This window comes from Mucilaginibacter sp. (assembly GCF_028287845.1).
GTDB lineage: Bacteria > Bacteroidota > Bacteroidia > Sphingobacteriales > Sphingobacteriaceae > Mucilaginibacter.
Window position 1 is genome coordinate 14,934 of the sequence record NZ_JAQBOW010000156.1, and the last position, 23,603, is coordinate 38,536.

Annotated in this window: 24 protein-coding genes and 1 tRNA gene; 13 read left to right on the forward strand and 12 right to left on the reverse strand. The window is 38.8% G+C overall.

The genetic code is table 11. The features are described from left to right. Positions 1–7 precede the first annotated feature (7 nt). The 3 genes from JWP71_RS15525 to JWP71_RS15535 are packed head-to-tail and all read left to right on the forward strand — an operon-like array spanning position 8 to position 2,711. Positions 8–793: an SAM-dependent chlorinase/fluorinase gene (locus tag JWP71_RS15525; RefSeq protein ID WP_299501804.1), complete on the forward strand. Its 786-nt coding sequence runs from the start codon at positions 8–10 to the stop codon at positions 791–793. Beyond that, on the forward strand, positions 790–1,320 hold the full coding sequence (locus tag JWP71_RS15530; protein WP_299501806.1) for a hypothetical protein: 531 nt from the start codon (positions 790–792) through the stop codon (positions 1,318–1,320). The genes JWP71_RS15525 and JWP71_RS15530 overlap by 4 nt, the downstream gene beginning before the upstream one ends. Then, the gene (locus JWP71_RS15535) at positions 1,320–2,711 is read left to right on the forward strand and encodes an MBL fold metallo-hydrolase (RefSeq protein ID WP_299501809.1); all 1,392 of its coding nucleotides are present in this window, start codon (positions 1,320–1,322) and stop codon (positions 2,709–2,711) included. The genes JWP71_RS15530 and JWP71_RS15535 overlap by 1 nt, the downstream gene beginning before the upstream one ends. A gap of 109 nt (positions 2,712–2,820) precedes the next feature. Here the strand turns inward: JWP71_RS15535 and JWP71_RS15540 are convergent, their stop codons facing one another. The 7 genes from JWP71_RS15540 to JWP71_RS15570 all read right to left on the reverse strand — a co-directional run bounded on the left by JWP71_RS15540 (position 2,821) and on the right by JWP71_RS15570 (position 9,362). After that, on the reverse strand, positions 2,821–3,774 hold the full coding sequence (locus JWP71_RS15540) for a D-2-hydroxyacid dehydrogenase (RefSeq protein ID WP_299501812.1): 954 nt from the start codon (positions 3,772–3,774) through the stop codon (positions 2,821–2,823). A gap of 84 nt (positions 3,775–3,858) precedes the next feature. Continuing rightward, complete coding sequence (gene serC / locus JWP71_RS15545; RefSeq protein ID WP_299501815.1) at positions 3,859–4,926, reverse strand: 3-phosphoserine/phosphohydroxythreonine transaminase; 1,068 nt, start codon at positions 4,924–4,926, stop codon at positions 3,859–3,861. 184 nt (positions 4,927–5,110) lie between these two features. Further along, entirely contained in the window at positions 5,111–5,779 is a 669-nt protein-coding gene (gene rpe / locus JWP71_RS15550) for a ribulose-phosphate 3-epimerase (RefSeq protein ID WP_299501818.1), read from the reverse strand. 121 nt (positions 5,780–5,900) lie between these two features. After that, complete coding sequence (locus JWP71_RS15555) at positions 5,901–6,176, reverse strand: hypothetical protein (protein WP_299501821.1); 276 nt, start codon at positions 6,174–6,176, stop codon at positions 5,901–5,903. Positions 6,177–6,331: 155 nt separating this feature from the next. Further along, entirely contained in the window at positions 6,332–8,458 is a 2,127-nt protein-coding gene (gene pnp / locus JWP71_RS15560) for a polyribonucleotide nucleotidyltransferase (RefSeq protein ID WP_299501824.1), read from the reverse strand. Positions 8,459–8,584: 126 nt separating this feature from the next. Further along, positions 8,585–8,863 carry a 30S ribosomal protein S15 gene (gene rpsO / locus JWP71_RS15565; RefSeq protein WP_299501827.1) on the reverse strand — a complete coding sequence of 93 codons (279 nt, stop codon included), beginning with the start codon at positions 8,861–8,863 and terminating at the stop codon, positions 8,585–8,587. A gap of 352 nt (positions 8,864–9,215) precedes the next feature. Then, positions 9,216–9,362: a hypothetical protein gene (locus JWP71_RS15570; protein WP_299501830.1), complete on the reverse strand. Its 147-nt coding sequence runs from the start codon at positions 9,360–9,362 to the stop codon at positions 9,216–9,218. 75 nt (positions 9,363–9,437) lie between these two features. Here JWP71_RS15570 and JWP71_RS15575 point away from each other — a divergent pair, with 75 nt between their 5' ends. Next, positions 9,438–11,630, forward strand: coding sequence for a penicillin acylase family protein (locus JWP71_RS15575; RefSeq protein WP_299501832.1), 2,193 nt, complete (start codon positions 9,438–9,440; stop codon positions 11,628–11,630). 264 nt (positions 11,631–11,894) lie between these two features. On the opposite strand, the gene JWP71_RS15580 is transcribed toward JWP71_RS15575, so the two are convergent. Further along, positions 11,895–12,878, reverse strand: coding sequence for a D-alanine--D-alanine ligase (locus JWP71_RS15580; protein ID WP_299501835.1), 984 nt, complete (start codon positions 12,876–12,878; stop codon positions 11,895–11,897). 126 nt (positions 12,879–13,004) lie between these two features. Between JWP71_RS15580 and JWP71_RS15585 the strand changes: the two genes are divergently transcribed. The 6 genes from JWP71_RS15585 to JWP71_RS15610 all read left to right on the forward strand — a co-directional run bounded on the left by JWP71_RS15585 (position 13,005) and on the right by JWP71_RS15610 (position 16,734). Further along, positions 13,005–13,775, forward strand: coding sequence for a PASTA domain-containing protein (locus JWP71_RS15585; protein ID WP_299501837.1), 771 nt, complete (start codon positions 13,005–13,007; stop codon positions 13,773–13,775). Positions 13,776–13,778: 3 nt separating this feature from the next. Next, entirely contained in the window at positions 13,779–14,081 is a 303-nt protein-coding gene (locus tag JWP71_RS15590; protein WP_299501839.1) for a rhodanese-like domain-containing protein, read from the forward strand. Positions 14,082–14,098: 17 nt separating this feature from the next. Further along, the gene (gene mltG, locus JWP71_RS15595) at positions 14,099–15,154 is read left to right on the forward strand and encodes an endolytic transglycosylase MltG (RefSeq protein WP_299501841.1); all 1,056 of its coding nucleotides are present in this window, start codon (positions 14,099–14,101) and stop codon (positions 15,152–15,154) included. Further along, positions 15,154–15,561, forward strand: coding sequence for a thioesterase family protein (locus JWP71_RS15600; protein WP_299501843.1), 408 nt, complete (start codon positions 15,154–15,156; stop codon positions 15,559–15,561). The genes mltG and JWP71_RS15600 overlap by 1 nt, the downstream gene beginning before the upstream one ends. Positions 15,562–15,572: 11 nt before the next feature. After that, complete coding sequence (locus JWP71_RS15605) at positions 15,573–16,544, forward strand: YihY/virulence factor BrkB family protein (protein ID WP_299501845.1); 972 nt, start codon at positions 15,573–15,575, stop codon at positions 16,542–16,544. A 105-nt stretch (positions 16,545–16,649) separates the two neighbouring features. Continuing rightward, positions 16,650–16,734: transfer RNA gene (locus JWP71_RS15610), tRNA-Ser, on the forward strand. A gap of 85 nt (positions 16,735–16,819) precedes the next feature. Here JWP71_RS15610 and JWP71_RS15615 read toward each other — a convergent pair. Beyond that, positions 16,820–17,683, reverse strand: a complete 864-nt coding sequence (locus tag JWP71_RS15615) for an AraC family transcriptional regulator (RefSeq protein WP_299501846.1) — start codon at positions 17,681–17,683, stop codon at positions 16,820–16,822. 203 nt (positions 17,684–17,886) lie between these two features. Here JWP71_RS15615 and hxlB point away from each other — a divergent pair, with 203 nt between their 5' ends. The 3 genes from hxlB (at position 17,887) to JWP71_RS15630 (ending at position 19,802) form a co-directional block, all read left to right on the forward strand. Next, positions 17,887–18,474: a 6-phospho-3-hexuloisomerase gene (hxlB, locus tag JWP71_RS15620; protein WP_299501849.1), complete on the forward strand. Its 588-nt coding sequence runs from the start codon at positions 17,887–17,889 to the stop codon at positions 18,472–18,474. A 37-nt stretch (positions 18,475–18,511) separates the two neighbouring features. Continuing rightward, positions 18,512–19,144, forward strand: coding sequence for a 3-hexulose-6-phosphate synthase (gene hxlA, locus JWP71_RS15625; protein WP_299501851.1), 633 nt, complete (start codon positions 18,512–18,514; stop codon positions 19,142–19,144). 259 nt (positions 19,145–19,403) lie between these two features. Beyond that, positions 19,404–19,802, forward strand: a complete 399-nt coding sequence (locus tag JWP71_RS15630; protein ID WP_299501853.1) for a cupin domain-containing protein — start codon at positions 19,404–19,406, stop codon at positions 19,800–19,802. A gap of 53 nt (positions 19,803–19,855) precedes the next feature. Here JWP71_RS15630 and JWP71_RS15635 read toward each other — a convergent pair whose 3' ends face one another. The 3 genes from JWP71_RS15635 to JWP71_RS15645 form a co-directional block, all read right to left on the reverse strand. Further along, positions 19,856–22,531 (reverse strand): PAS domain S-box protein, encoded by a 2,676-nt coding sequence (locus JWP71_RS15635; RefSeq protein ID WP_299501855.1) that lies wholly within the window; start codon positions 22,529–22,531, stop codon positions 19,856–19,858. A 14-nt stretch (positions 22,532–22,545) separates the two neighbouring features. Then, complete coding sequence (locus JWP71_RS15640) at positions 22,546–22,986, reverse strand: response regulator (RefSeq protein ID WP_299501857.1); 441 nt, start codon at positions 22,984–22,986, stop codon at positions 22,546–22,548. A 20-nt stretch (positions 22,987–23,006) separates the two neighbouring features. Next, positions 23,007–23,603, reverse strand: a 597-nt coding sequence (locus JWP71_RS15645) for an ATP-binding protein (protein ID WP_299501859.1), incomplete at its 5' end; no start/stop codon positions are given.

The following is a 23,603-nucleotide window of genomic DNA, read 5'->3' on the forward strand; positions in this document are numbered from 1 at the left end:
AAAATTAATGGCAATAATAACTTTAACTACTGATTTGGGCGATAAAGATATTTATCAAGCTGCCCTTAAAGGAAGCATATTGAAATTGTTGCCCACCGTTAATATTGTTGATATAACCAATAGTGTGGCAGCCTATAATGTACAACAGGCCGCCTTTATATTAAAAAACAGCTTTTATTATTTCCCAGACAATACCGTACACCTTATTGGTATTGATACCGTTTACAGCGATCATACCAAATACCTTGCTGTACGCTATAAAAACCATTATTTTGTTGGTGCCGATAATGGCATATTTTCTTTAATGTTTAATACCGACCCTGATGAGATGGTGGAAATAAACATAATGCAGGACCTGAAGTTTTTGCATTTCCCCCTTGCCGATATTTTTGTAAAAGCAGCCTGCCACCTGGCAAGCGGTAAAAATTTATCAGAAATAGGTTTGCCTATAAGCAGCATTGAAAATAAAATGAACCTGCAACCTGTTATTGAAAAGAACTTGATAAAAGGCGCGGTAATATATATTGACTCGTTCCAGAATGTAATTACTAATATTACCAAAGAATTTTTTAACAAAGTACAGCAAGGCAGGCAGTTTACCTTGTATTTTAAACGTAACGAAACTATAAATAATTTAAGTTGGCACTATAATGAGGTGCCTGAGGGCGAAAAGCTTTGTCTGTTTGGTATTAGCGACCATTTAGAAATAGCTATTAATAAAGGTAACGCCAGTGGTTTACTTGGATTAAACCTGGGTGATAGTGTACTAATTGATTTTGAATATACAGCATGAAGAAAATAATACTGGTTGCATTGCTTTGCTTTTTATTTGCTAATCTATTTGCGCAGGCAAATTCAGACTCGTTAGCTTATCAGCTGCAGCGAAAAAAAATTAACAGCATGCTTGCCGAGCGTAGTCTCAAGTTTGGTCAATATGATAAAAGCTTAAGTGAGCATTCCGGCATTTTTGGCCTCCAAACAAAAAAAGACATTCGCCGGAGTAACGATATTTTGATGGATATTGTTAAAACGGATAATGATATTTACAAGCAGTTGAAGATATTGTTAGAATACCGTACTTTTCAGCAAAGCCAGGTTCAGGATAAATCTAAAGAAACAGAAACAAATGCTTTAGGATTTATGTACACTATAAAACAGTTAAGAGATCAGGTAGATCAGCTAAAGAAACTGGGCGATAAAAATGCCGAACTACAGAATAAAGCATCGCGTAATTTTATAATTATTGTGATTATCCTGCTGATGATAATTTTAATGCTGTTAAGAAATCAAATACGCGCAAAAGAAGACAAACAACGTTAATGAAATTAACTATACATGGCGCCGCCCGGCAAGTTACGGGCAGCATGCATTTGCTTGAGGTTGGCCAATATAAAATACTAATAGATTGCGGGCTTGATTATGAAAAAGATCGCAGCATACAATCAAACGAAGATTTTCCATTTGATCCGGCTGCAATAGATGTGGTGGTGTTAACCCATGCTCATATTGACCATTCGGGCAATATACCTACGCTGGTACGTTTAGGCTTTAACGGCCAAATACTATCCACCCCGCCCACTGCCGACCTGACAGAGTTGTTATTATTAGACTCTGTGAACATATTCATGAATAAGGCGCATAAAAGCCGTAAGCATGGCAAGGGAAAATTCAAAACTAACGTACAGCCGTTATACCTACAAAAGCATGTAATGGAGGCGATGGATAGATTTGTAACTATTGGCTTTAATAAACCCTTCCGCATAACCGGCGATATTGAGCTTACTTTTGTACCTGCGGGCCATTTATTGGGCGCGGCAGCTGCTGTATTTAAAGTAAATGACGGTGGAACAGAAAAATCCATTGCCTTTACCGGCGATATCGGGCGTAAAAATTACCCGGTACTGGATGATCCGCAACCTTTGCCCCCGGTTGATTTTATTGTAACAGAATCAACCTACGGCGGCCGCATGCACACAACAGGCAAAAGCGTTGAAGACACTTTAGTTGAATTTATTGATAAATGTTGTATTAAAGAGCAGGGCCGAATGATCATCCCGGCATTTAGCATCGGGCGTACACAATCATTAGTTTATTCGCTTAATAAAATATTCAGCAGCGGACTATTGCCGCCTGTTAAGGTATTTGTTGATAGCCCGATGGCCAGCATGGCTACCGGCATTTTTCGTAAATATCATGACCTTGTTAATAAAGAAGCACAGGAGTTTTATAAATCGCAGGGCGATGAATTTGAGTTTGACAACCTAACCTATGTAGAGACGCTAAAAGATAGCCGCCAGATATCAAATTATTTTGAGCCTTGTATCATCATTTCCTCAGCAGGCATGCTGGAGGGTGGCCGCATACAGGATCACCTTTTTTATAACATCCAGAATTATTATTGTACGATACTATTCATAGGCTATTGCGCCAAAGGTACTTTAGGTCACCGCTTATTACGTGGAGATTCGATAGTGCACATCAAGGACCGCGATCTGGCCGTGTATGCCACCATTAAGCAAACAGACGTACTCAGCGCCCATGGCGATCATGAAGACCTTGTAAACAACATTAAACAGCAGGATAAGGCAACCCTTAAAGGCGTTTACCTGGTACATGGCGAAGAAAGCAGCATGCAGGCCCTATCAGATTCGTTAACAGCGGATGGCTATGCTGTGGTTATTCCGGAAAAGAGCGTGAGTTATATATTATAACGACAAACCTACCCAACACGTCATCCTATGTTTGTATAGGATGGCGCGGGATATAGTAAAACAAAAAAGGCGCATAAAGCGCCTCTTTTGTTTTTGTTGTGAGTTGTCACTATTTCTTAAAATGCCCAATTATTAAACTGGCCAGCTCTACCCCTATACGCTCCTGCGCTTCGTTGGTTGCCGCGCCAATATGCGGGGTTAATGATATTTTAGGGTGTGTTAAAATCTCTGCACGTGGTGTTGGCTCATTATCAAACACATCTAATGCCGCGTATGATACCTGGCCGCTGTTTAAAGCATCAATCAAGGCTAACTCGTCAATTAATCCACCACGAGAGATGTTAATTAACTGTACGCCTTTTTTCATTTTAGCTAATTCCTCGGCACCAATTAAAGCTTTGTCGATAAATGGCGTGTGCAGAGTTATAAAGTCTGCAGTTTTGATGATCTCGTCTAAAGTTGAAGTTTTAACGGTTACATTAACTTTTGTACCGCCTGTACCTAAAACTATTTCCACTTCAGGGTTAAACGGAAAAAGATCATAAGCTATAACATCCATACCCACACCGATAGCGATCTTTGCAACCTCACGGCCTATGCGGCCAAAGCCTACAATACCCAAAGTTTTACCACGCAGTTCAATACCTTTGGCATAAGCCTTTTTAAGGTCGTTAAATTTGGTGCTACCTTCAACCGGCATTTTGCGGTTACTGTCGTGTAAAAAACGCACGCCGGTAAACAATTGCGCAAAAACAAGTTCGGCAACTGATAGTGATGAAGAAGCAGGCGTGTTATAAACACCAATACCTTTTTCTTTAGCGTAGTCAACATCAATATTGTCAACACCAACGCCACCACGACCAATCAGCTTGAGGTTAGGGCATGCGTCAATTAACGCTTTACGTACTTTAGTTGCACTGCGTACGGTAATAGCATCGTAGTTTTGTAATTTAACAGGTAATTCATCCTGCGGTATATTGTTAGTATCAACCTCAAAACCGGCATCTTCTAACATTTTTTTGCCGATGGGATCTATACCATCGTTAGCTAATATTTTGATCATTGTTTTTGAAAGATTAGTCATTAAAGATTAAAGATTAGTTGAATTGGTTAACCCTAATTACTAATCTTTAATCTTCAATCTTTATTAAGAATTCTTTTCTGCAAACTCGCGCATCGCGTCAATCAGCACGTAAATGCTGGTGATAGGCAATGCATTATATATAGAAGCCCGGAAACCACCTACGCTTCTATGGCCCTTAATGCCTACAATTCCTTTTTCATCACATAGCTTAAGGAATGGTTTTTCATGCTCAGGATTTTCGGCCACAAAACAAACGTTCATGTCCGAACGATCTTCAACGGCACAAACAGGTTTAAATAGCGGGTTACGGTCAATCTCTTCGTATAATACTTTAGATTTAGCAACATTCTCTTTTGCAATAGCTTCAACACCGCCTTTTGATTTTAACCAGTTAAGCGTAAGCATTGAAACATATATAGCAAATACCGGCGGGGTGTTGTACATTGAGCCACCTTCTATTTGCGTTTGATAATTAAGCATTGCAGGTATTTTACGCCCTGATTTACCCAATATCTCATCCTTAATAATAACTAACGTAGTACCTGCTGGGCCCATATTTTTTTGCGCGCCTGCATAGATGATACCAAAATCGGCAACATTAATTTTGCGGCTGAAAATATCAGACGACATATCGCAAACAACCGGTATTGGCGACGGGAAGAATTCATGTAACTGTGTACCGTAAATGGTATTGTTTGATGTGATGTGGAAATAAGCCGCATCAGCAGGTATGGTAAAGTCTTTAGGGATGTAAGTAAAGTTGCTTTCTTTTGATGTAGCAACTACTTCAACCTCGCCAAAAAACTTAGCCTCTTTTAATGCTTTATTTGCCCACACACCCGATTCAAGGTAAGCGGCTTTGCCACCTTCGGGCAGCAAATTATAAGGCACCATTGCAAATTGTGTACTTGCACCGCCCTGTAAAAATAATACCGAGTAACCTTCCGGAACTCCTAATAATTCTTTCACTAATTTTACGGCTTCATCCAAAACCGCCTCAAATTCTGCCGATCTGTGCGATATCTCTAAAAGAGATAATCCGATCCCGTTAAAATCTACTACTGCCGCTGCAGCTTGTTTTAAAACTTCATGAGGTAGGATGCCTGGTCCGGCACCAAAATTATGTTTCATATATACTGAAATTGGTTTTTTGCTTTATATCGAATTAAGAACTTCGTATTTTGCTGGCGCAAAGATAATTAATTTGACAAAGTTTGCATGATTTGTTTACACTTATTTTAAAAAAATACAACTATTCAATAAAAGCATGTTTTATTGCAAATATTAAATTATTTCACTTGTTGGACTGCTTTTATTACAATTGTAATAACTTTTCGGGATGTTTAAGGCCCGATATCATGGCCATTTGGTTGGCCGATGAGAATACCGCGCTACCCGCAACCAGTACATTTGCGCCTGCCGAGACAAGCTTTGCCGCGTTGCTTTTATCAACTCCGCCATCAACCTCAATATGCAAATGCGGGTTGTGCTGATCAGCTAGCTCTCTTATTTCTTTTACTTTTTTATAGGTATTCTCAATAAAATGCTGTCCGCCAAAACCCGGATTTACAGACATTATCAAAACCAGATCCAGGTCGGTAATAATATCTTCCAGCATGGCAACCGGCGTATGCGGATTAAGGGCCACCCCTGCTTTGCATCCTAATTCTTTTATAACCTGTATAGTTCGGTGCAAATTGGCGCATGCCTCAAAGTGTACGGTGATATTAGCTGCACCTGCATTCTTAAAACCTTTTAAATAACGGTCAGGGTCAACTATCATTAAATGTACATCTAAAGGCTTTACAGCATGCTTATAAACCGCGCTGGTTACCGGGAAACCAAATGATATGTTAGGCACAAACAAACCATCCATTACATCAACATGTATCCAGTCTGCTTCACTTTGATTAAGCATTTCGATATCACGTTGCAGATTACCGAAATCAGCAGCTAAAATTGATGGTGCAATTAAGTGGGGCATTGAAGATTAAAGATTAGTTATTAAAGATTAGTGCCTGTATGGTTATTATTAATAATTATTATCAAAGTTAGGCTTCTGACAGTTAATATCCTAACCAACTTCCAATAACTAATCTTTAACATCAGTCACAATGTTGCAACAGATCATAGTATTTTTTCATAAGCACCACATCATAGTTAACTAATGAGCTATAGGCTTCTGCAATCAATTCACTTAAAATTGAGGAACCAAGCTTCCCGCCACCATTAGGAATGGAGTCATAATAGGCTATTAATTCTTTCACCCTTAGTATTTCATGCAATAACATCTGCACCAGGTCGGCATGCGGGCCGGCAGGTTTACCAGAATTATTATTGCTATTGAGAAAGTCTAAAGGATCATTGGTGGTAAAAGTCATTTTTCAATTAGATCGGCCTTTTAGCTTTTATCAACTAGCACTTAACTAATACAAAGTTTAAAAAAGAATTTTTTGTTTTAAAAAAATCAAAAAAAAACAACCATAAACAGTAAAAGCCTTATAAATAAGGCTTTTACTGTTTATGGTTAGTATTATTACTGAGCTGCTTCTGGCTTAGGTAATAAAACTTTGCGTGAAAGTTTTAGTTTACCTTGTTTATCAACATCAAGCAATTTAACACGTACTTCATCACCAACTTCAAAAATTCCGTCCATCGTTTCAATACGTTTGTGGTCAATTTCTGAAATGTGCAGCAAACCATCTTTACCCGGCATAATTTCAACAAATGCACCAAATGGCATAATTGATTTTACTTTACCTTCATAAATTTCGCCTACTTCTGGTTTAGAAGCAATGTTTTTAATACGGGTAACTGCTTTATCAATAGCTTCTTTGTTATCAGCAAATATTTGTACTACACCCTGGTTGCCTACTTCTTCTATTGAAATAGTAGCACCGGTTTCGCGTTGCATTTCCTGAATAATCTTTCCACCAGGTCCGATAACAGCGCCGATAAATTCTTTATCAATACGGATAGTAACAATACGCGGAGCGTGTGGTTTGTAATCTTCGCGAGGCGCTTCCATGGTTTTAGCCATTTCGCCTAATATGTGTAAACGACCATCTTTAGCCTGGTTTAACGCGTTGGTTAAAACTTCGTATGACAAACCGTTTATTTTCAAGTCCATTTGTACAGCAACAATACCGTTTTTGGTACCTGTTACTTTAAAGTCCATATCGCCCAGGTGATCTTCATCACCCAAAATATCAGAAAGGATAGCGTATTTGGTACCCATTTCGTTAGTGATCAATCCCATCGCGATACCTGATACCGGGTTGGTAATTTTGATACCTGCATCCATCAAAGCTAATGTACCGGCACAAACCGTAGCCATTGATGATGAACCGTTAGATTCTAAAATATCAGAAACTATACGGATAGTGTAAGGATTTGCATCCTCGGCAGGTAATACACGTTTTAATGAACGCATAGCTAAATTACCGTGACCAATCTCACGACGGCCTGCACCCCTGTTAGGACGAACCTCGCCGGTTGAAAAACCAGGGAAATTATAAAGCAATAAGAATTTTTGATAACCGTTGATGAACGCGCCATCAATCATTTGCTCATCATCTTTAGCACCTAAGGTAACTGATGTTAATGATTGTGTTTCGCCACGCGTAAATACGGCCGAACCGTGAGCAGCGGGCAAGTAACCAACTTCGCTCCATATTGGGCGTATTTGTGTAGTTGTACGGCCATCTAAACGTTTTCCTTCGTCTAATACAAGGTTACGGATAGCGTCATACTCAACATCATGATAATATTTTTTAGCTAATGATTTAGTGATATCATCAATCTCGCCTAAAGTTTCAATATAAGCATCACGAACTGCTTTAAAGCTGGCAGAACGCTCGTCTTTTGCAGAAGCAGCACCTGCAATAGCGTAAACCTGATCATAAGTTGCAGCGTAGATAGCTTTTTTAAGCTCTTCGTTGCTATGCTCATGGTTATAGGTACGTTTTACAGTTTTGTTCAACTCGGCAGTTAATTCTTTTTGAGCTAAACATTGTACTTTAATTGCAGTATGTGCAAATTTAATAGCTTCAACCAGTTCAGCTTCTTGTATCTCGGCGCTTTCGCCTTCAACCATGTTAATATCGTGCTCGCTACCTGCAACAATAAATTCTAAAGTAGCTGTTGCTAATTGGCTTAAAGTTGGGTTGATAACTAATTTGCCATCAATTTTAGCTACACGTACTTCTGATATCGGTCCGTTAAAAGGGATATCAGAACAAGCTAATGCTGCTGATGCTGCCAAACCGGCAAGGCAATCGGGCATAATATCTTTATCAGCTGATATTAAAGAAATCATTACTTGTGTATCCGCATGATAATCATCCGGGAACATTGGGCGCAAAGCACGGTCAACCAAACGAGAGATTAGAACCTCATAATCTGATAAACGGGCCTCACGGCGTAAAAATCCACCAGGGATACGACCGGTAGCAGCGTATTTTTCTTGATAATCAACAGAAAGAGGTAAAAAATCAATACCCTCTTTTGCTTCTTGTGATGATACTACAGTAGCCAATAACATGGTATCACCCATTTTTATTACTACAGAGCCATCGGCTTGTTTGGCCAGTTTTCCTGTTTCGATCTCGATGGTGCGGCCGTCACCTAAATCGATTACTTTTTTAATTACGTTTAAACTCATCTTGTTTTCGTTGTGATACGCTTTTCATCTTTTAGAGCGTACCGGTTTTTTATAGTGTGTATATTGTTTCAAAGTAAAAAAGCCATCTCCTTAAAGAGACGGCTTTTTGTAAAAAATAAGTTTAAGTTACTTAATGATATCCCTAAGCGCTAACGCTTTGATGATGGCACGGTACCTTGAAATATCTTTTTTGTAAAGGTAAGCCAGCAATCCGCGGCGTTTACCTACTAATTTTTGCAGTGATAATTGGGTTGAAAAATCATGTTTGTTTTTTTTCAAATGCCCTGTTAAATGTGCGATGCGGTAAGTGAACAATGCTACCTGACCTTCGGTTGAACCTGTGTCTACTGCACTTTTACCGTGTTTTGCGAAAATTTCTTGTTTTTCTTCTGTACTTAAATACATTACGTAAATAATATTAAAGCGTAAATTATTTTGTTAATTGTGGGTGCAAAGGTAAGTGTAATATTGCATATCTACAAGGGTTTGTTTAGTTAATTGGTGGTTTGGGTTGATTAAGTGAGGGTTGACTTGGTGAGCGGTATTTATAAGGAGAAATGTATAATCTATTTTTGATTTATTGAAGCTAATTGACGGCATCCCCGGGGCAAACGCATTAAAATAATAATAGACACCATTAGGAGGCTCCCATGGAGCCTTTTCTAAACTTTATAGCTTATTTCTATAAACAGGTGACTCCCCCGGAGTCAAATGCCCACTTTGTTTCAGCAAATATTGGCTCCTATTGGAGCCTCCTTTATATAGGCGATACTCTTTGAGTTATTTTAATACGTTTGCCCTGGGCTGCGTCCCTGGGCTTTTGTAAATAATGTAAAATGATCTTCCTGTCGTTATTGGGGAAGTATAGCGTAATAGAACCGATGTTATAAATGATATGTAGCATGATTGGGTAAGTTTTAGCGGGCAACGGCTTCCAATTCGCCTAAAAATAACTAAATTTCGGCTTTGCTATTTAATCATGAGAAAATTATTGCCTGCCTTTTTATTATTGCTATTGCCTGCCATGCTAATGGCTCAAAAATTTACCGCGGCCGAATTGAGCCGCTATGAACAAGAAGCTAAAACAGTCACCATAATAAAAGATAACTGGGGCGTACCGCATATATACGGGCAAACCGACGCGGCTACCGTGTTTGGCTTAATGTATACGCAATGCGAAGAGAACTTTCAGGGAATAGAACGTAATTATCTGTACCAGTTAGGCAGGCAGGCAGAGGTGGATGGCGCAAGTACCCTCTACACCGATGTGCAATTACAAATGATAGCTGATACGGCTGATGCTATAAAGGATTATAAAACCAGTCCGCTTTGGTTTAAAAAAATAATGAATGCCTTTGCCGATGGTATAAACTATTACCTGTACAAACATCCCGAAGTAAAGCCTAAAGTATTTAAACATTTTGAACCCTGGTACGCGCTGATGTTTACCGACGGCAGCGTATCGGCTACTGTAACAGGCGGACTTAGCCTGCACGAAACAGAAAGTTTTTACAGCGGTGCAGCACCACTTACAGGCGCACTTAAACAACGGGCGCCCACCCCTCAACAGTTATTGGATGAGCGTGAGACCGGTTCGAACGGGTTTGCCTTGTCACCATCAAAAACAGCTTCGGGACATGCTATGTTGTACATTAATCCGCATGTGCCATTTTACTTTAGAGACGAGGTACAGTTGGTAAGTAAAGAAGGACTTAATGTTTATGGAGCCGTTACCTGGGGGCAGTTTTTTGTTTACCAGGGCTTTAATCCGCATTGCGGCTGGATGCATACCTCGAGCAATGCCGACGTTGGCGACCTTTATGCTGAAAAGGTAAGCAAGAAAGATGGCAAATGGTATTACGAATATAACGGCACACAAAAGCCGGTTATAGAACGTAAGATCGCTATCAATGTTAAAGAAGGCGACAAAATAACCCAACGAACTATAACCGGCTATTACACCCATCATGGCCCGGTATTGGGCAGCCGTAATGGTAAATGGCTGGCGCTGAAAGCTGATAACCGATCGTACAAAGCATTGTTAGAGTCGTGGCTCATCACCAAGGCAAATACATTTACCGAGTATAAAAAAGCGATGGACCTGCTGCATAATGCCACCAACAATACCGTATATGCAGACGACCAGGGTAACATTGCCTTTTGGTACGGTAATTTTATGCCTAAACGGGATGCAAAGCTGGATTGGACACAACCTGTAGACGGTTCAACTACTGCAACCGAGTGGCAAGGGCTGTATCCGTTGAACGAAATTGTACACGTTTATAATCCGGCTACCGGATGGATAGAGAATTGCAACTCCACTCCTTTTACCTCGTCGGGCATAAGCAGCCCGGATAAAACCAAATACCCGGCCTACATGGCGCCAGATGGGCAAAACTTTCGCGCGGTTAATGCCATAAAATTATTTAGCGATGCGAAGAATGTCACGATGGACGGGCTTATTGCCAAAGGTTATGACCATTACTTAACCGCTTTTGATGTATTGTTACCTGCTTTATTTAACGCGTATACTAAAGCTAACGACAGTACAAAGAATGCATTAAAAGAACCGATAGAAATTTTACAGCAATGGGATAAGCGATCATCCGCGCAATCTGTAGCTACTTCCCTGGCTATAGAATGGGGCAACCGTATCATGCTGGGTTTGCCAAGAGCCGCATCGTCCGAAGCAGGCACCTATCAAACCGAGCGTTTAAATACTGCTTTAAAAGAGATGAGTGATAAGCAATTATTAGCATCATTATCAGAAAGCGTTAAAAGCCTGCAAACCCGTTATGGCGACTGGAAGACGCAATGGGGAGACATTAACCGCTACCAACGGCCCGCAAACGGTGTATTTGATGACAATGCACCCAGTATTCCTGTAGGGCAGGTATCATCTGCCTTTGGCGAACTGCCATCGTTTGTTAGCCGTACTATGAATACTAAAAAGCGTTATGGCTATTCGGGCAACAGCTTTATTGCTGTTGTAGATTTTGGCCCTAAAATAAAAGCAAGATCCATTATCACCGGCGGTCAATCGTTCGACCCCAAATCAACACATTTTACAGACCAGGCCGGCGGGTACATAAACGGCAAATTTAAAGATGTGCTATTTTATAAAGAGGATGTTTTAAAACATGTAGAGAAGACCTATCATCCGGGAGAATAAGAATTTACTACCTCGCAATGATGGGTTTTATATTGTCAATGATTTTGTTTCATTGTTGTTTCACCACTCCAAAATAATTCAATCTGCAATAGTTTAATTATCAACCATATACATTAAAATTACCTATAAAAAAACCAACGAATAAGTTGTTACATTTTGTTACACCACTTTTTAGTAGTTTGTTAATTATCAATACGTTAACTCAAAATCTTGTTTCACTTGTTACATTTTGTTACACCAATTGTGTAACAAGAATGGCTTAAACTACATATTCCCTTCAATCAGGTCGCTATAAAAATCGGGTACACTCATACCGGCGGCCCTTACCTGCTGTGGTATAAGGCTGTTTGATGATTGGCCGGGTGTGGTATTTATTTCAATGAAATAGAAATCCAGGGTTTCATCTAACAGAATAAAATCTATACGTACCATTCCGCGGCAATTCAGGCGCAGGTAAACCTCGGTCAGAATTTCGGCTATCTCGGCATTTTTCTCAGGACTTAGGTCGGCCGGTGTAATTTCTTCGGATACGCCTGTTGTATATTTTGCTTCGTAATCAAAAAAATCCTTTGATGTGATGATCTCGGTGGCGGGCAAAACCGTTATTTTTCCATGCAAACGGGCAATACCACGGCTAAATTCACGTCCCTTTATAAATTCTTCTACCAGTATTTGCTCGTCCTCGTTAAAAGCTTTGGTTATGGCATCGGGCAACGCGGCCGCGTTATAAACCTTACTCATACCTACACTGCTGCCGCCATTATTAGGCTTTATAAACAACGGAAACTTTAAGGTGGACGCGATGGTGCCAATATCATGACCATCTTTTTTAAACAACCGCATAGAACGTGCCGTATGTAAACCATGAATGCCATGCACAATGGTTTTGGTATAGGCCTTGTTCATACTGATGGCCGATGTGGTAACATCACAGGTATTGTACGGAATGTTTACCATATCAAGATAGCCTTGCATCTTACCATCTTCGCCCGGCGTACCATGAATGGTAATAAACGCAAAATCGAATTTTATTTTTTTGCCATCAATAGTGATGCTGAAATCGTTTTTATCAACCTCTATCCTATTGCTTCCCTGCTCACAAAACCAACGATCGCGATTAATAAGAATGGTATACACGTTATACTTATCCTTATCTAAATTGGCAGCAATATTTTGCGCGCTGTTTAGTGAAACTTCATATTCGCCGGTAAACCCTCCGGCCAAAAGCGCTATGTTTTTGATTGTCATACGGTCAAATATAATTATTTTTTTAAGCAGGGTAACTAATTAGTACATTACTTTTTCAAACTACATAAATCCGAAATTATCCTTATGTTTGACACTTAATTAAGTATAATTACTACCTACTTGCAGATGAATAAATTTGGGGCTTATATAAAAACTAAATCTTTCCGCAACACTTTGTTGTTTGCTATAGGTTCTGTAATAACGGTTGTTTTAATTGCATTTTTCAGCCTGGGTTTTTATACTAATCACGGATCTGGCATACCTGTACCTAAATTAAAAGGGATGCCTATTGACAGGGCCATTAGTATATTAAAAGACCAGGGGTTTAGCTACGCGATAGATTCTGTTTACAGGGGCGATGCCGCACCCGGAACCGTGGTGGAGCAAGATCCTGACCCAGAGACAAATGTTAAAGAAAACCGGGTAATTTATTTAACAATGGTAACCCGTCAGGCACCGGCCATACCTTTGCCCGATATTGAACAAAAATCATTCATTGAAGCAGAAGCCGTTTTATTAAACAATGGTTTAAAGGTTGGCGATACTATCTACCGCGCTGATATTGCGCGTAATGTGGTATTAGAGGTAAAATTGGGTGGACAAATTATCAAAACCGGCACAAAGATCCCTAAAGGCTCTAAAATTGATTTGACATTGGGTGATGGCGCAGGCGCAAGTGAAGTAGAGGTGCCTGATTTAATAAATCAGAATTTAAACGACATGAAGTTTGTGATAAATCAGTCGCGTTTAACCATAGGTACAATAACTTACCAGGGCAGCATTACAGACTCTACCAATTTAATAATAATTGCTCAATCACCAATGAAAACAGATTCTGTAACTAAAGTGAGCATAGGCACAAGAATAAACCTTACAGTTATACAAGGCAAAAAATAGCTAATGTATCAAATTGATGCACATACACTAAAAAACAGGTTGCACAATGGCGAAATTTTAAATTTGCTGGATGTGCGCCAGGAAATAGAGTACCATACCTATAATATTGGCGGTAATAATATTCCATTATCAAAATTAAGTAAAAACCCCGACCAAATAAACTATAACAAAACAGACGAAATTATTGTTGTATGCAAAGTTGGCTTGCGCAGCAAAACAGCCCAATCAATTTTGATAAATAATGGTTATCAAAATGTAAAAAACTTAAAAGGCGGATTAATCGCGTTACAAAAATTACAGCGCTAATAATATTTTAAAACATCATGACTAAACAAAAAACATTATCAGGCGGGACATTCAGGAAATTTATTATTGCCCTGATTGTGTTGGTTGTTATAGGATTGGGGGGCACCTTAATATTTTATTACCTAAGATACTTCGGACCTAATGTAACAGGTAAAGAGGAGTATTTATATATACACACCGGCGAAAACTTTGACGATGTATATAAAACAATCAGAGATAAAGGGATTGTAAAAGATACCACCACTTTTTCATGGACGGCTCATAATATGAAATATGTGGGCCGTGTAAAACCCGGAAAATATCGCTTGCATGAAGGGATGAGTAACCGCAAATTGATTAGGATGCTTCAATTAGGAGAGCAAGAGCAGGTAGAATTATCTTTCCATGTTTTTAGAACTAAAGAACAGTTTGCGGCATTTGTAAGTAAAAAATTAGAGGCTGACTCATTAACCCTGCTTCATTATCTTGATTCTGCAAAATTTGTGCAGGAATATGGCTTTACTACCGATAATGCTTTTGTAATGATAATGCCAGATACCTACCAGCTATACTGGAACATATCGCCCGAAAAGTTTTTTAAACGGATGTATTCACATTATGAAAACTTTTGGACACCAGAACGTAAGCAACAAGCTACCACCATGGGCTTCAGTCAGGCGCAGGTATCTATACTGGCATCTATTGTTGATGCCGAGGCTGTTTATGATGATGAGATGCCCACCATTGCCGGCTTATACCTTAACAGACTGCATAAAGGCATGAAGCTGGAGTCTGATCCTACCGTAATTTTTGCCGTGCACGATTTTAACATTCATCGGGTATTGAATAAACAACTTAAGGTTAATTCGCCCTATAATACTTATTTACATACTGGCCTGCCGCCCGGACCTGTTATGATGCCTTCTGTAAACGCTGTAAAGGCTGTGCTTAACTATCAAAAGAATAATTATTTATACATGGTAGCTAAAGAAGATTTTTCAAACAGGCATAACTTCGCTACAAACGTGGCCGAGCATAATATTAATGCTAATAAATTCCGTAAGGCGCTGGACGAACATAACATTAAAAAATAATGTTTGAATATGCTACCAAAATACGGGTGCGCTATGGCGAAACCGACCAGATGGGATATATGTATTATGGCAACTATGCCGAGTTTTATGAGGTTGGCCGTGTTGAAATGCTGCGCAGCCTTGGACTAACTTACAGCGGCATGGAAGCATCTGGCATAATGATGCCTGTGCTGGAGATGAAGAGTAAGTATTTAAAGCCCGCTTTATACGATGAGGAGATTACAGTAAAAGTAATTATGGATAAAATGCCGGGTGTTAAAATTCATTTCAGATATGAGCTTTATAATGAAAAAGAAGAACTGATACACCTGGCCGAAACCTTATTGGTATTTGTTAATATGACAAACAATAGGCCCTGCCTGCCAACGTCAGAGTTTCTTGAGAAATTAAAACCATATTTTGAGTAAATTAGCTTCCAATGAGATGGCTACATTATTTATTACTTCGGATTAAAATATACCGGACCTTTATTAAATGGACCAAATCTGTTGTACTGCCGGGGTTTGGCAACCTTTCTATTTATGCAGTTGCTATTTCTTTAATAAATGAGTTTTTAGAAGACTCGCTGCTAAACAAAGCATCATCCCTTGCTTACAACTTTATGTTGGCGCTTTTTCCGGGCGCGCTTTTTTTATTTACGCTGATAGCCTATATACCGGTTAATAATTTCCAGGAAAAGCTATTAGAGCTATTGCATACTATTATGCCAACATATGCTTACCTGGCCTTTGAAAGTACTATTGAGGATATTATTAAACACCAAAATGCCGGCCTGCTATCGTTAGGTTTTATATCAGCATTGTATTTTGCCACCAATGGCGTTAGCAACTTAATGCAGGCATTTAATAATTCATCACTCATACTTGAAAAACGAAGCTGGCTTAAACGCCGGGGCATAGCCATGCTGCTTACCGTTATAATAAGCATAGCGCTTATTATTGCTATTGCTATGATGATAGCCGGCGAAAGTGTGATAACCTATATGCAAAGTCATGTTGCCAGTAAAAGCCATTTTTGGATATACCTGCTTACCTTATCCAGGTGGTTAATTATTGTAATTATATTTTTTGTTACCATTTCATTACTTTATCGTTACGGGCCATCACATAAATTAAAGTGGGGCTTTTTAAATCCCGGGTCCATATTGGCAACAGGGCTCGCCATTTTAACATCACTGGGCTTTACTTATTATATCAATAACTTTGCATCATATAATAAATTATATGGCTCCATAGGTACCCTTATCGTAGTAATGTTATGGTTGTACCTAAACTCACTCATCTTGTTAATTGGCTTTGAATTAAACGCAAGTATTGACCTCTCTAAACGAAATTTAAAAATTGTAAAACCGCGTTTTAATTCCTTCCGTGCCGAAAAATTAATAAAATAAATACCCAAACAATTAACTATCAGTTGATTATAAGCTTTCAAACAATTGTTAAAAAAAGTGAGATTCAAGTTTGGCAATTCGGCCCGGTTTTGTACTTTTGACCCCGGAGAGCTGGCAGAGTGGTCGATTGCGGCAGTCTTGAAAACTGTTGACTGTAACAGGTCCTGGGGTTCGAATCCCTAGCTCTCCGCATCACATTTAAATAAAAATCCCCGTACATACTGTATGGGGATTTTTTTGTTTTAAACACATTAAAAACTAACATTTTATTAAATTCAAACTAAAGTGTTGAATTTTAACTTAACGTGATTTTGAGCTTGTTTCTGAAATTCGTCAGGAGTTTGCCCGGTTTGTTTTTTAAAAAACCGGCTGAAATAAGGGCGATCCGAAAACCCTAATTCATAAGCAATCGCTTTAATCGTACTGTCGCTGTGTATAATCAGTCTTTTTGCTTCCAGTATAATTCTGTCATGAATAAGTTGCATACCTGTTTTATCCAGTTTATCCTTTAATATCTGGTTCAATCTTTTTGAACTAATGCCCAGCTTACCTGCATAAAAATCAGTATTGCGTACCTGGAGGTAATTGCTCTCCAACAACATCAAAAATTCATAAACCCTTTTTTGATGGATGTCATGACCCGTAAATTCTTGCTCTTTAACCTGTATAAGCTTTAGTAAGAATACTTTAAGAAGCGCCTTTACAATGATGAGATCGTCTGTTACTTTTTGATATTCATCAATCAACAGCTGATAAACATTGCTAAGTTCGGTCGCTGCTTGTTTATCTACCCTCAAGCATGAAAATTCACCCTGTACGTTAAATATCTTAAACAGATCAAGGAGAAATTCCTTATCTTCTTCCTCCAAAATTTCCCGTTTGAAAGAAATGAGTTCGCCATTTTTACCTGCCTTATTGAGCTGATGAACCCGGTATGGAGGAATCAAATAGATCCAATCGCCTTTTACATCAAAATCATTCATTTTTAACGCATGCAATGGATCTTCATTTTTAAGCCATACAATTTCAAAAAAATCTTTTCTTCCCGGGTCATTCAGATAACTGGGGGGACAATTATTCAAATTTCTAATGTAGATCAGGGAACTTTCAAGCTTGGCCTCTTTTAAAGGAAAAATCATTGTGCAAAGATAAGCACGTTGCGTTTTTCACATTGGATAATATGATAAAAAAGGAGCACTATTCGGAAATGTGCTTTTTAAAATTGGTTACTTATGACTTTTAGCTTACACAGTTTCCTGATAGTCCACCTTCTTGAGCCAATTGTGTAATGAATTGCCACAGTCTTTCCAATACTTTTGTCAACGATTTAAAAGATTAATCAATGAATATAAACAACCGGCAGCATCTGCAACTATCAGATATTCAGGAAAACCTTCAGCTGGTGCTTAATGAAAACATGCAGTTAGCGGCTAAAATTGATTATAGCCAATTTGAGCAATTAATTGAAAACATTCAACAAACCAGGTCTATATTTCTTATAGCCTCGGGGCGTTCCGGCTTTTCAATGCGCTCTGCAGCCATGCGGTTAATGCATCTTGGATTACAAGTATATTTTGTTGGGGATACCACTACCCCTGCGATAGGACCTGGCGACCTACTTTTGGCGGCATCCGGATCAGGAACTACAAGCACTATTGTTAGAGCGGCCGAAAAAGCAAAATTGGCTGGCGCTAAAGTTATCGCCATATCCACAAATTCAGGTTCAATGCTGGCAAAACTGGCAGATATTCATATTCACGTGCCAGCCGCAGAAAAAGAAGACCATGGCGGCGATAAATCAAAACAATACGCGGGGAGTCTTTTTGAACAAGCATTACTGTTAATTACGGATGCGGTATTCATGGCTTTATGGAAATTAGACGGAACACCTGCAGAAGAACTTTGGAAGCGCCATGCTAATATGGAGTAAGTAAACAACACAAATAATTTAAATTAAATATAATAAAATGGCAAAGTTACAAGTAGCAATAGATTTATTAACAACAAAAGATGCCCTGGAGCTTGCAGCTAAGGTTGCTCCGTATGTAGACATTATTGAATTGGGCACCCCGCTAATTAAAAACATGGGGTCGGCTGTGATCACTGCAATGAAAAATGCGCATCCTGATAAACTGGTTTTTGCTGATCTTAAAACAGCAGATGCTGGAGAATTGGAGGCTGATATAGCATTTACAGCTGGGGCAGATCTTGTTACCGTTATGGGGGCAGCTGGCAATGCCACGATTATAGGCGCAGTTAAAGCCGCAAAAGCGCATGGCAAAGGGATTGTAGTAGATACTATTGGTTACCCTGACCGTGTAAAACGTGCCCGGGAAGTGACCAATTTAGGGGTAGAATTTGTAGAATTACATGCCGGCTTAGATGAGCAGTGGACAGATGGCTATTCCATTCAGGTTTTAATAGATGAGGCATCAAGAGCAGGCGTTCCGGTTTCTATAGCAGGCGGAGTAAACATTGGTAATGTTGCGGCGGTTGTTAAAGCAGGTGCACAGGTAGCTGTTGCGGGAGCTGCAATTTATGGTGCAAAAGATCCGGCTGCGGCAGCAAAGGCGCTTCGCGAAGCAATAGACGCGGTATAACCGGGCTGCAACAAGCTATAAAATTAGATTATGGGGAATTATATTACGAGTTCTTTCGTATAAACGCGATAATAAAAGGATAGCCCGATTTGTATGTAACCGGGCTGTCCTTTTACATTCTTGTTAGTATAAGAAATGTATTATTTTTATTTTTGTCATAGCATTTGCAACTATACTGGATGGCGGAAAAAACAACCGATCAGAATTATCTAAACTTCAGCAAGTAAATATTGTTAGCAATCATAAAGGAGTAAAAATTATGGAAATTAAACGGAGTGGCGCACAACCATCAGGCAAAGGTCCCGCAGATTATTTTACCGGATCGGTAAGGATCGATCCACTTTTTAATCCACCAGACCCAGCTCGTGTAGCAATGGCTCTGGTCACCTTCGAGCCGGGTGCCCGCACAGCCTGGCATACCCACCCGCTTGGTCAAACGCTGATAGTCACCGCAGGCAGTGGCTGGGTGCAGCGGGAAGGCGGGCCAATTGAAGAGATCTACCAGGGAGATATAGTATGGTTCCCGCCAGGCGAAAAACATTGGCATGGCGCTACCGCAACCACGGCAATGAGCCATATAGCCATCCAGGAAAAGCTTAATGGTTCACCTGTCGATTGGATGGAACAGGTAACGGAGGAACAATACAGTAAACAATAAATCGGTTGATATTTGATTACCTAATGCACGTATAAGCGTCTGATTATTTAAAGTTAGTTGTGTTGTTGAACAGCTAAAGGAAATTCCAGCATAAACTCTGTTCCTTTATTTAATTCGCTTTGCACACTTATTACTCCACCTAAACTTTCAACCTGCTTTTTTACCATAAACAGCCCTACCCCTTTACCTTCTACACTCCAATCAAATCGTTTATATAAGCCAAATAAGTGCTCCCCATGTTTATCAAGGTCTATGCCTTTACCATTATCTTTAAAATAGATAAATATTTTGTTATCTATTATTTCACTACTGATGGAAATAACCGGATCAACATTTATTTGCCTGTATTTAACACTGTTTATAACCAAATTTTGGAAAATGCTGTGTAAGTAGCCTTTAAGAATATATAATTTGTCTATGGCATCAAAACAACAAGTTATGGTCACCTTACTTTTAACGATCATCTGGCTAATGCCTGCTTTAATTTCCTCAACCAGTAATGGAAGCGAAACAAATTCTATCTGATCATTAACCTGGCTTCTTACCTGCAATATGTGGTTAAGATCAAGTATTACTTTATCCAGGTTATTTACTGATATAGAAAGTGCCTTAAGGGTATCCAGGCTTTCTATCTTTCCGGGCACAAAATCACCAAGCAATGCCGCCAGGCCCTGTATATTGGTAACGGGTGCCCTTAAATTATGTGAGATAATATAAGTAAACTGTTCTAAATCATTATTGCGTTGTGCAAGATCGGCAGTCATATTTTCGCGCTCAAATTCTGTATTTTTCTTTTCAGTAATGTTTTTAAATGTTAAAACCACACCAATATTTTTCTGTTTCTTATTAACTACTCCCACCCATTTAATATCATACCATTCCTTACCCCCGTTCGGCAACGGGTAGGTTGTTTCATAAGCAGCAATTTTTTGCTCATTAACGTCTTTAACAGCTTTTCCTATTGCTTCTCTCTTATCTTTTGGAAAATAATTTGTTATTGCAGTACCTAATTTTAGATTTTTATTAAAATGCCGGTGCATCAAAACCTTTGCATTACTGTTAAAGGATATGGTCTTAAGGTTCTCATTTAATAAAATAATAGAAAGATCAATATTTTCAAATACTGTACGCAGGTTTGCTTCAGATTGCAGTAAAGATGACTCTGCCAATTTCCTGTCGGTTATGTTAATATGTAATATTACAGCGCCTTTATGCGCTTTATCAGCTAATGGCGATACAACTACCTGGAACCAATCTTTACCTGTTAGTGAGGCATACTCCATGGTAAACTCTTTTATTTCACCTTGTATTACATCCTTGATGCCTTCTTCAATTTTATTGCCATTTATCTTGTCAACACCGGTAGCTTTTTCAGAAATAACCAGATAATTATACCCTACACCATAATTGGGTATTCCGAGATTATTTAAGAGTGTCAGTGTCTTCCATGATTCATTAACTGCTATGATCTTGCCATTTTCGTCAATCAGCACTATGTTGGGTGGCAGAGCATTTAATATTGCCGCTTGTGTTTCTGAAGCTTCCAGTAATTGTTCTTCGGCCTTTTTACGCTGGGTAATATCTCTGGTTACGCCATATACCCGTACCAACGCACCATTTTCGTCTAAACCAGGTATTGCTTTACTTTCTACCCAACAAATATTTCCGTTTTTATGATTGATACGATACCGGGTAATTACGATTTCTCCCCTGCGAAATTTCTCATTGCTTCCTTTTTGAATATTTTTGTCATCAGTGTATATGATTTCATTCCAAAGATTTGAATTATGAAAAAATTCATCGGCTGTATACCCATATACTTTCTCACATGCAGGCGATATTTGTATCAATTTTGAATTGATCACATCCCACGAAAAAAACACTTCATCAATGGTGTTAAATAATAAATTTAGCTCCCGGTTTACGCTGTCAAGTTTTCTTTCAGAAATTGTTCTTTCGGTAACATCCTGGGTAAAACCCTTTATACGCTCGGGCATGCCAAATTTATCTCTGTTAACTAACAGTTTGGCGTGCAAATATTTTATGCTGTTGTCATCATAAGTATTTATCCTAAAATCTAAACTAATGGCATCAAGATGGGCAACCGCATTATCCATTTCGTTTCTTACCCTTAACATATCATCCGGATGTATATGATTAAAGAAATTATTAAATGAAGGTTCAATGTCGCCTACATTAAGCCCCAGTATATGATACAATCCGGGTGACCATTTAGTAAACTGAGTTTTTAAATCCACATCAATACCACCAATATCAGCAATATTTTCTGCCTCCTTTAATAGCGCCTCGTTCGAAATTACCTCATCCAAGTATGTCTGGCGCTCGGCTTCCAACCTAAATTTTTCTAATACATTTAATATAGCGTTTGGTAAGCGCTGCATCCTGTCTTTCAAGATATAATCAGATGCACCGTCTTTCATTATGCTTACAGCAAATTCTTCGGATATAGTAGCAGTGATCAATATAAACGGAATATTAAGATGGCTTTGTTTTAGAATTTTTAAAGCTTCTATAGAATCAAATGATGGTAAAGAATGGTCTGAAAGAACAATATCCGGTCTGTATTCATTAAGTGCTTTAATATAATCTTCTTTATTATCAACAACAATTTTATCAAATAATAATTTAGACCTTTTAAGTTCATAGCCCACCAATTCGGCATCGGCAGGAATATCCTCGAGGTGTAAAATTTTTAGTTGATTTGTCATTTCAATACTTAGATTTACAATGGTGGTTGATTAACTATTAACCAAAATAGCCCCAATTCGGAAATTGCTTTACCGAAGGCTTCAAAATTTACGGGCTTTACAACATAGCCATTAACACCAAGGTTATAACTGGCTATTATATCTTGTTCTTCTCTTGATGAAGTCATGATAACTACAGGAATGGTTTTGGTTGCATCATTTGATTTGACTTGCCGCAATACCTCAATACCGTCAACTTTAGGCATTTTAATATCCAGTAAAATAACTTTTGGTTTATTATCTATCTGCCGACCAGTAAATTCGCCCTTGGCAAATATAAAGTCAAGCGCTTCTTCGCCATCTTTTACATGAAATAGCTTATTTGCAAGGTTTATTTTTTTTAAGGATCGGATAGTTAGCTCGGCGTCGTGAACATTATCTTCAACCAATAATATTTCAACTTCGTTATTGTTCATACTTGTCTTTTAAAGTACAGTTATTCATTAGGCATACTAAAATAAAATGTGGCCCCTTTACCGGGATAGGCCTCTGCCCAGATAGTTCCGCCATGTTTATCAATTATTTGTTTTGTTAAAGCTAAACCTACACCTGTGCCTTCAAATTCATCGTTACGGTGAAGACGCTGAAAAACCCCGAATAATTTATGTTTATACTTCATATCAAAACCCACCCCATTATCTTTGATGTAATAAGTAAGTTTTGCATCATCCTTTATCGAACCAATTTCTATTTTAGGATTATCAGTTTTCGAGCTATATTTTATAGCATTACCTACCAAATTCAATAAAACCTGGCGCAATAAATTAATATCAGCTTTACAAGGCGGTAGTGTGTGCACTTTAAACTGGCATTTACTTTTTTCATTTGCCACAACACATGCCTTAACCAAGGCGTTCATATTAACCGTCGCAAATACAATCTCCTTTTTGCCTATACGCGAAAATGCAAGCAGGTCATCAATCAACTGGCCCATTAGCCGGGCGTTGGTCATTACGGTATTAATGAGCCGGTTACCTTCGGCATCTAATTTGTCTTCAAAATCTTCCTTTAGCATCATTGCATATCCGTTTAC

What these genes read in the sequence shown, in the direction of transcription:
- JWP71_RS15525 (WP_299501804.1), top strand. Translation starts at nt 8, where the DNA reads ATGGCAATAATAACTTTAACTACTGATTTGGGCGATAAAGATATTTAT.
- JWP71_RS15530 (WP_299501806.1), top strand. Translation starts at nt 790, where the DNA reads ATGAAGAAAATAATACTGGTTGCATTGCTTTGCTTTTTATTTGCTAAT.
- JWP71_RS15535 (WP_299501809.1), top strand. Translation starts at nt 1,320, where the DNA reads ATGAAATTAACTATACATGGCGCCGCCCGGCAAGTTACGGGCAGCATG.
- JWP71_RS15540 (WP_299501812.1), bottom strand. Translation starts at nt 3,774, where the DNA reads ATGATCAAAATATTAGCTAACGATGGTATAGATCCCATCGGCAAAAAA.
- serC (WP_299501815.1), bottom strand. Translation starts at nt 4,926, where the DNA reads ATGAAACATAATTTTGGTGCCGGACCAGGCATCCTACCTCATGAAGTT.
- rpe (WP_299501818.1), bottom strand. Translation starts at nt 5,779, where the DNA reads ATGCCCCACTTAATTGCACCATCAATTTTAGCTGCTGATTTCGGTAAT.
- JWP71_RS15555 (WP_299501821.1), bottom strand. Translation starts at nt 6,176, where the DNA reads ATGACTTTTACCACCAATGATCCTTTAGACTTTCTCAATAGCAATAAT.
- pnp (WP_299501824.1), bottom strand. Translation starts at nt 8,458, where the DNA reads ATGAGTTTAAACGTAATTAAAAAAGTAATCGATTTAGGTGACGGCCGC.
- rpsO (WP_299501827.1), bottom strand. Translation starts at nt 8,863, where the DNA reads ATGTATTTAAGTACAGAAGAAAAACAAGAAATTTTCGCAAAACACGGT.
- JWP71_RS15570 (WP_299501830.1), bottom strand. Translation starts at nt 9,362, where the DNA reads ATGCTACATATCATTTATAACATCGGTTCTATTACGCTATACTTCCCC.
- JWP71_RS15575 (WP_299501832.1), top strand. Translation starts at nt 9,438, where the DNA reads ATGAGAAAATTATTGCCTGCCTTTTTATTATTGCTATTGCCTGCCATG.
- JWP71_RS15580 (WP_299501835.1), bottom strand. Translation starts at nt 12,878, where the DNA reads ATGACAATCAAAAACATAGCGCTTTTGGCCGGAGGGTTTACCGGCGAA.
- JWP71_RS15585 (WP_299501837.1), top strand. Translation starts at nt 13,005, where the DNA reads ATGAATAAATTTGGGGCTTATATAAAAACTAAATCTTTCCGCAACACT.
- JWP71_RS15590 (WP_299501839.1), top strand. Translation starts at nt 13,779, where the DNA reads ATGTATCAAATTGATGCACATACACTAAAAAACAGGTTGCACAATGGC.
- mltG (WP_299501841.1), top strand. Translation starts at nt 14,099, where the DNA reads ATGACTAAACAAAAAACATTATCAGGCGGGACATTCAGGAAATTTATT.
- JWP71_RS15600 (WP_299501843.1), top strand. Translation starts at nt 15,154, where the DNA reads ATGTTTGAATATGCTACCAAAATACGGGTGCGCTATGGCGAAACCGAC.
- JWP71_RS15605 (WP_299501845.1), top strand. Translation starts at nt 15,573, where the DNA reads ATGAGATGGCTACATTATTTATTACTTCGGATTAAAATATACCGGACC.
- JWP71_RS15615 (WP_299501846.1), bottom strand. Translation starts at nt 17,683, where the DNA reads ATGATTTTTCCTTTAAAAGAGGCCAAGCTTGAAAGTTCCCTGATCTAC.
- hxlB (WP_299501849.1), top strand. Translation starts at nt 17,887, where the DNA reads ATGAATATAAACAACCGGCAGCATCTGCAACTATCAGATATTCAGGAA.
- hxlA (WP_299501851.1), top strand. Translation starts at nt 18,512, where the DNA reads ATGGCAAAGTTACAAGTAGCAATAGATTTATTAACAACAAAAGATGCC.
- JWP71_RS15630 (WP_299501853.1), top strand. Translation starts at nt 19,404, where the DNA reads ATGGAAATTAAACGGAGTGGCGCACAACCATCAGGCAAAGGTCCCGCA.
- JWP71_RS15635 (WP_299501855.1), bottom strand. Translation starts at nt 22,531, where the DNA reads ATGACAAATCAACTAAAAATTTTACACCTCGAGGATATTCCTGCCGAT.
- JWP71_RS15640 (WP_299501857.1), bottom strand. Translation starts at nt 22,986, where the DNA reads ATGAACAATAACGAAGTTGAAATATTATTGGTTGAAGATAATGTTCAC.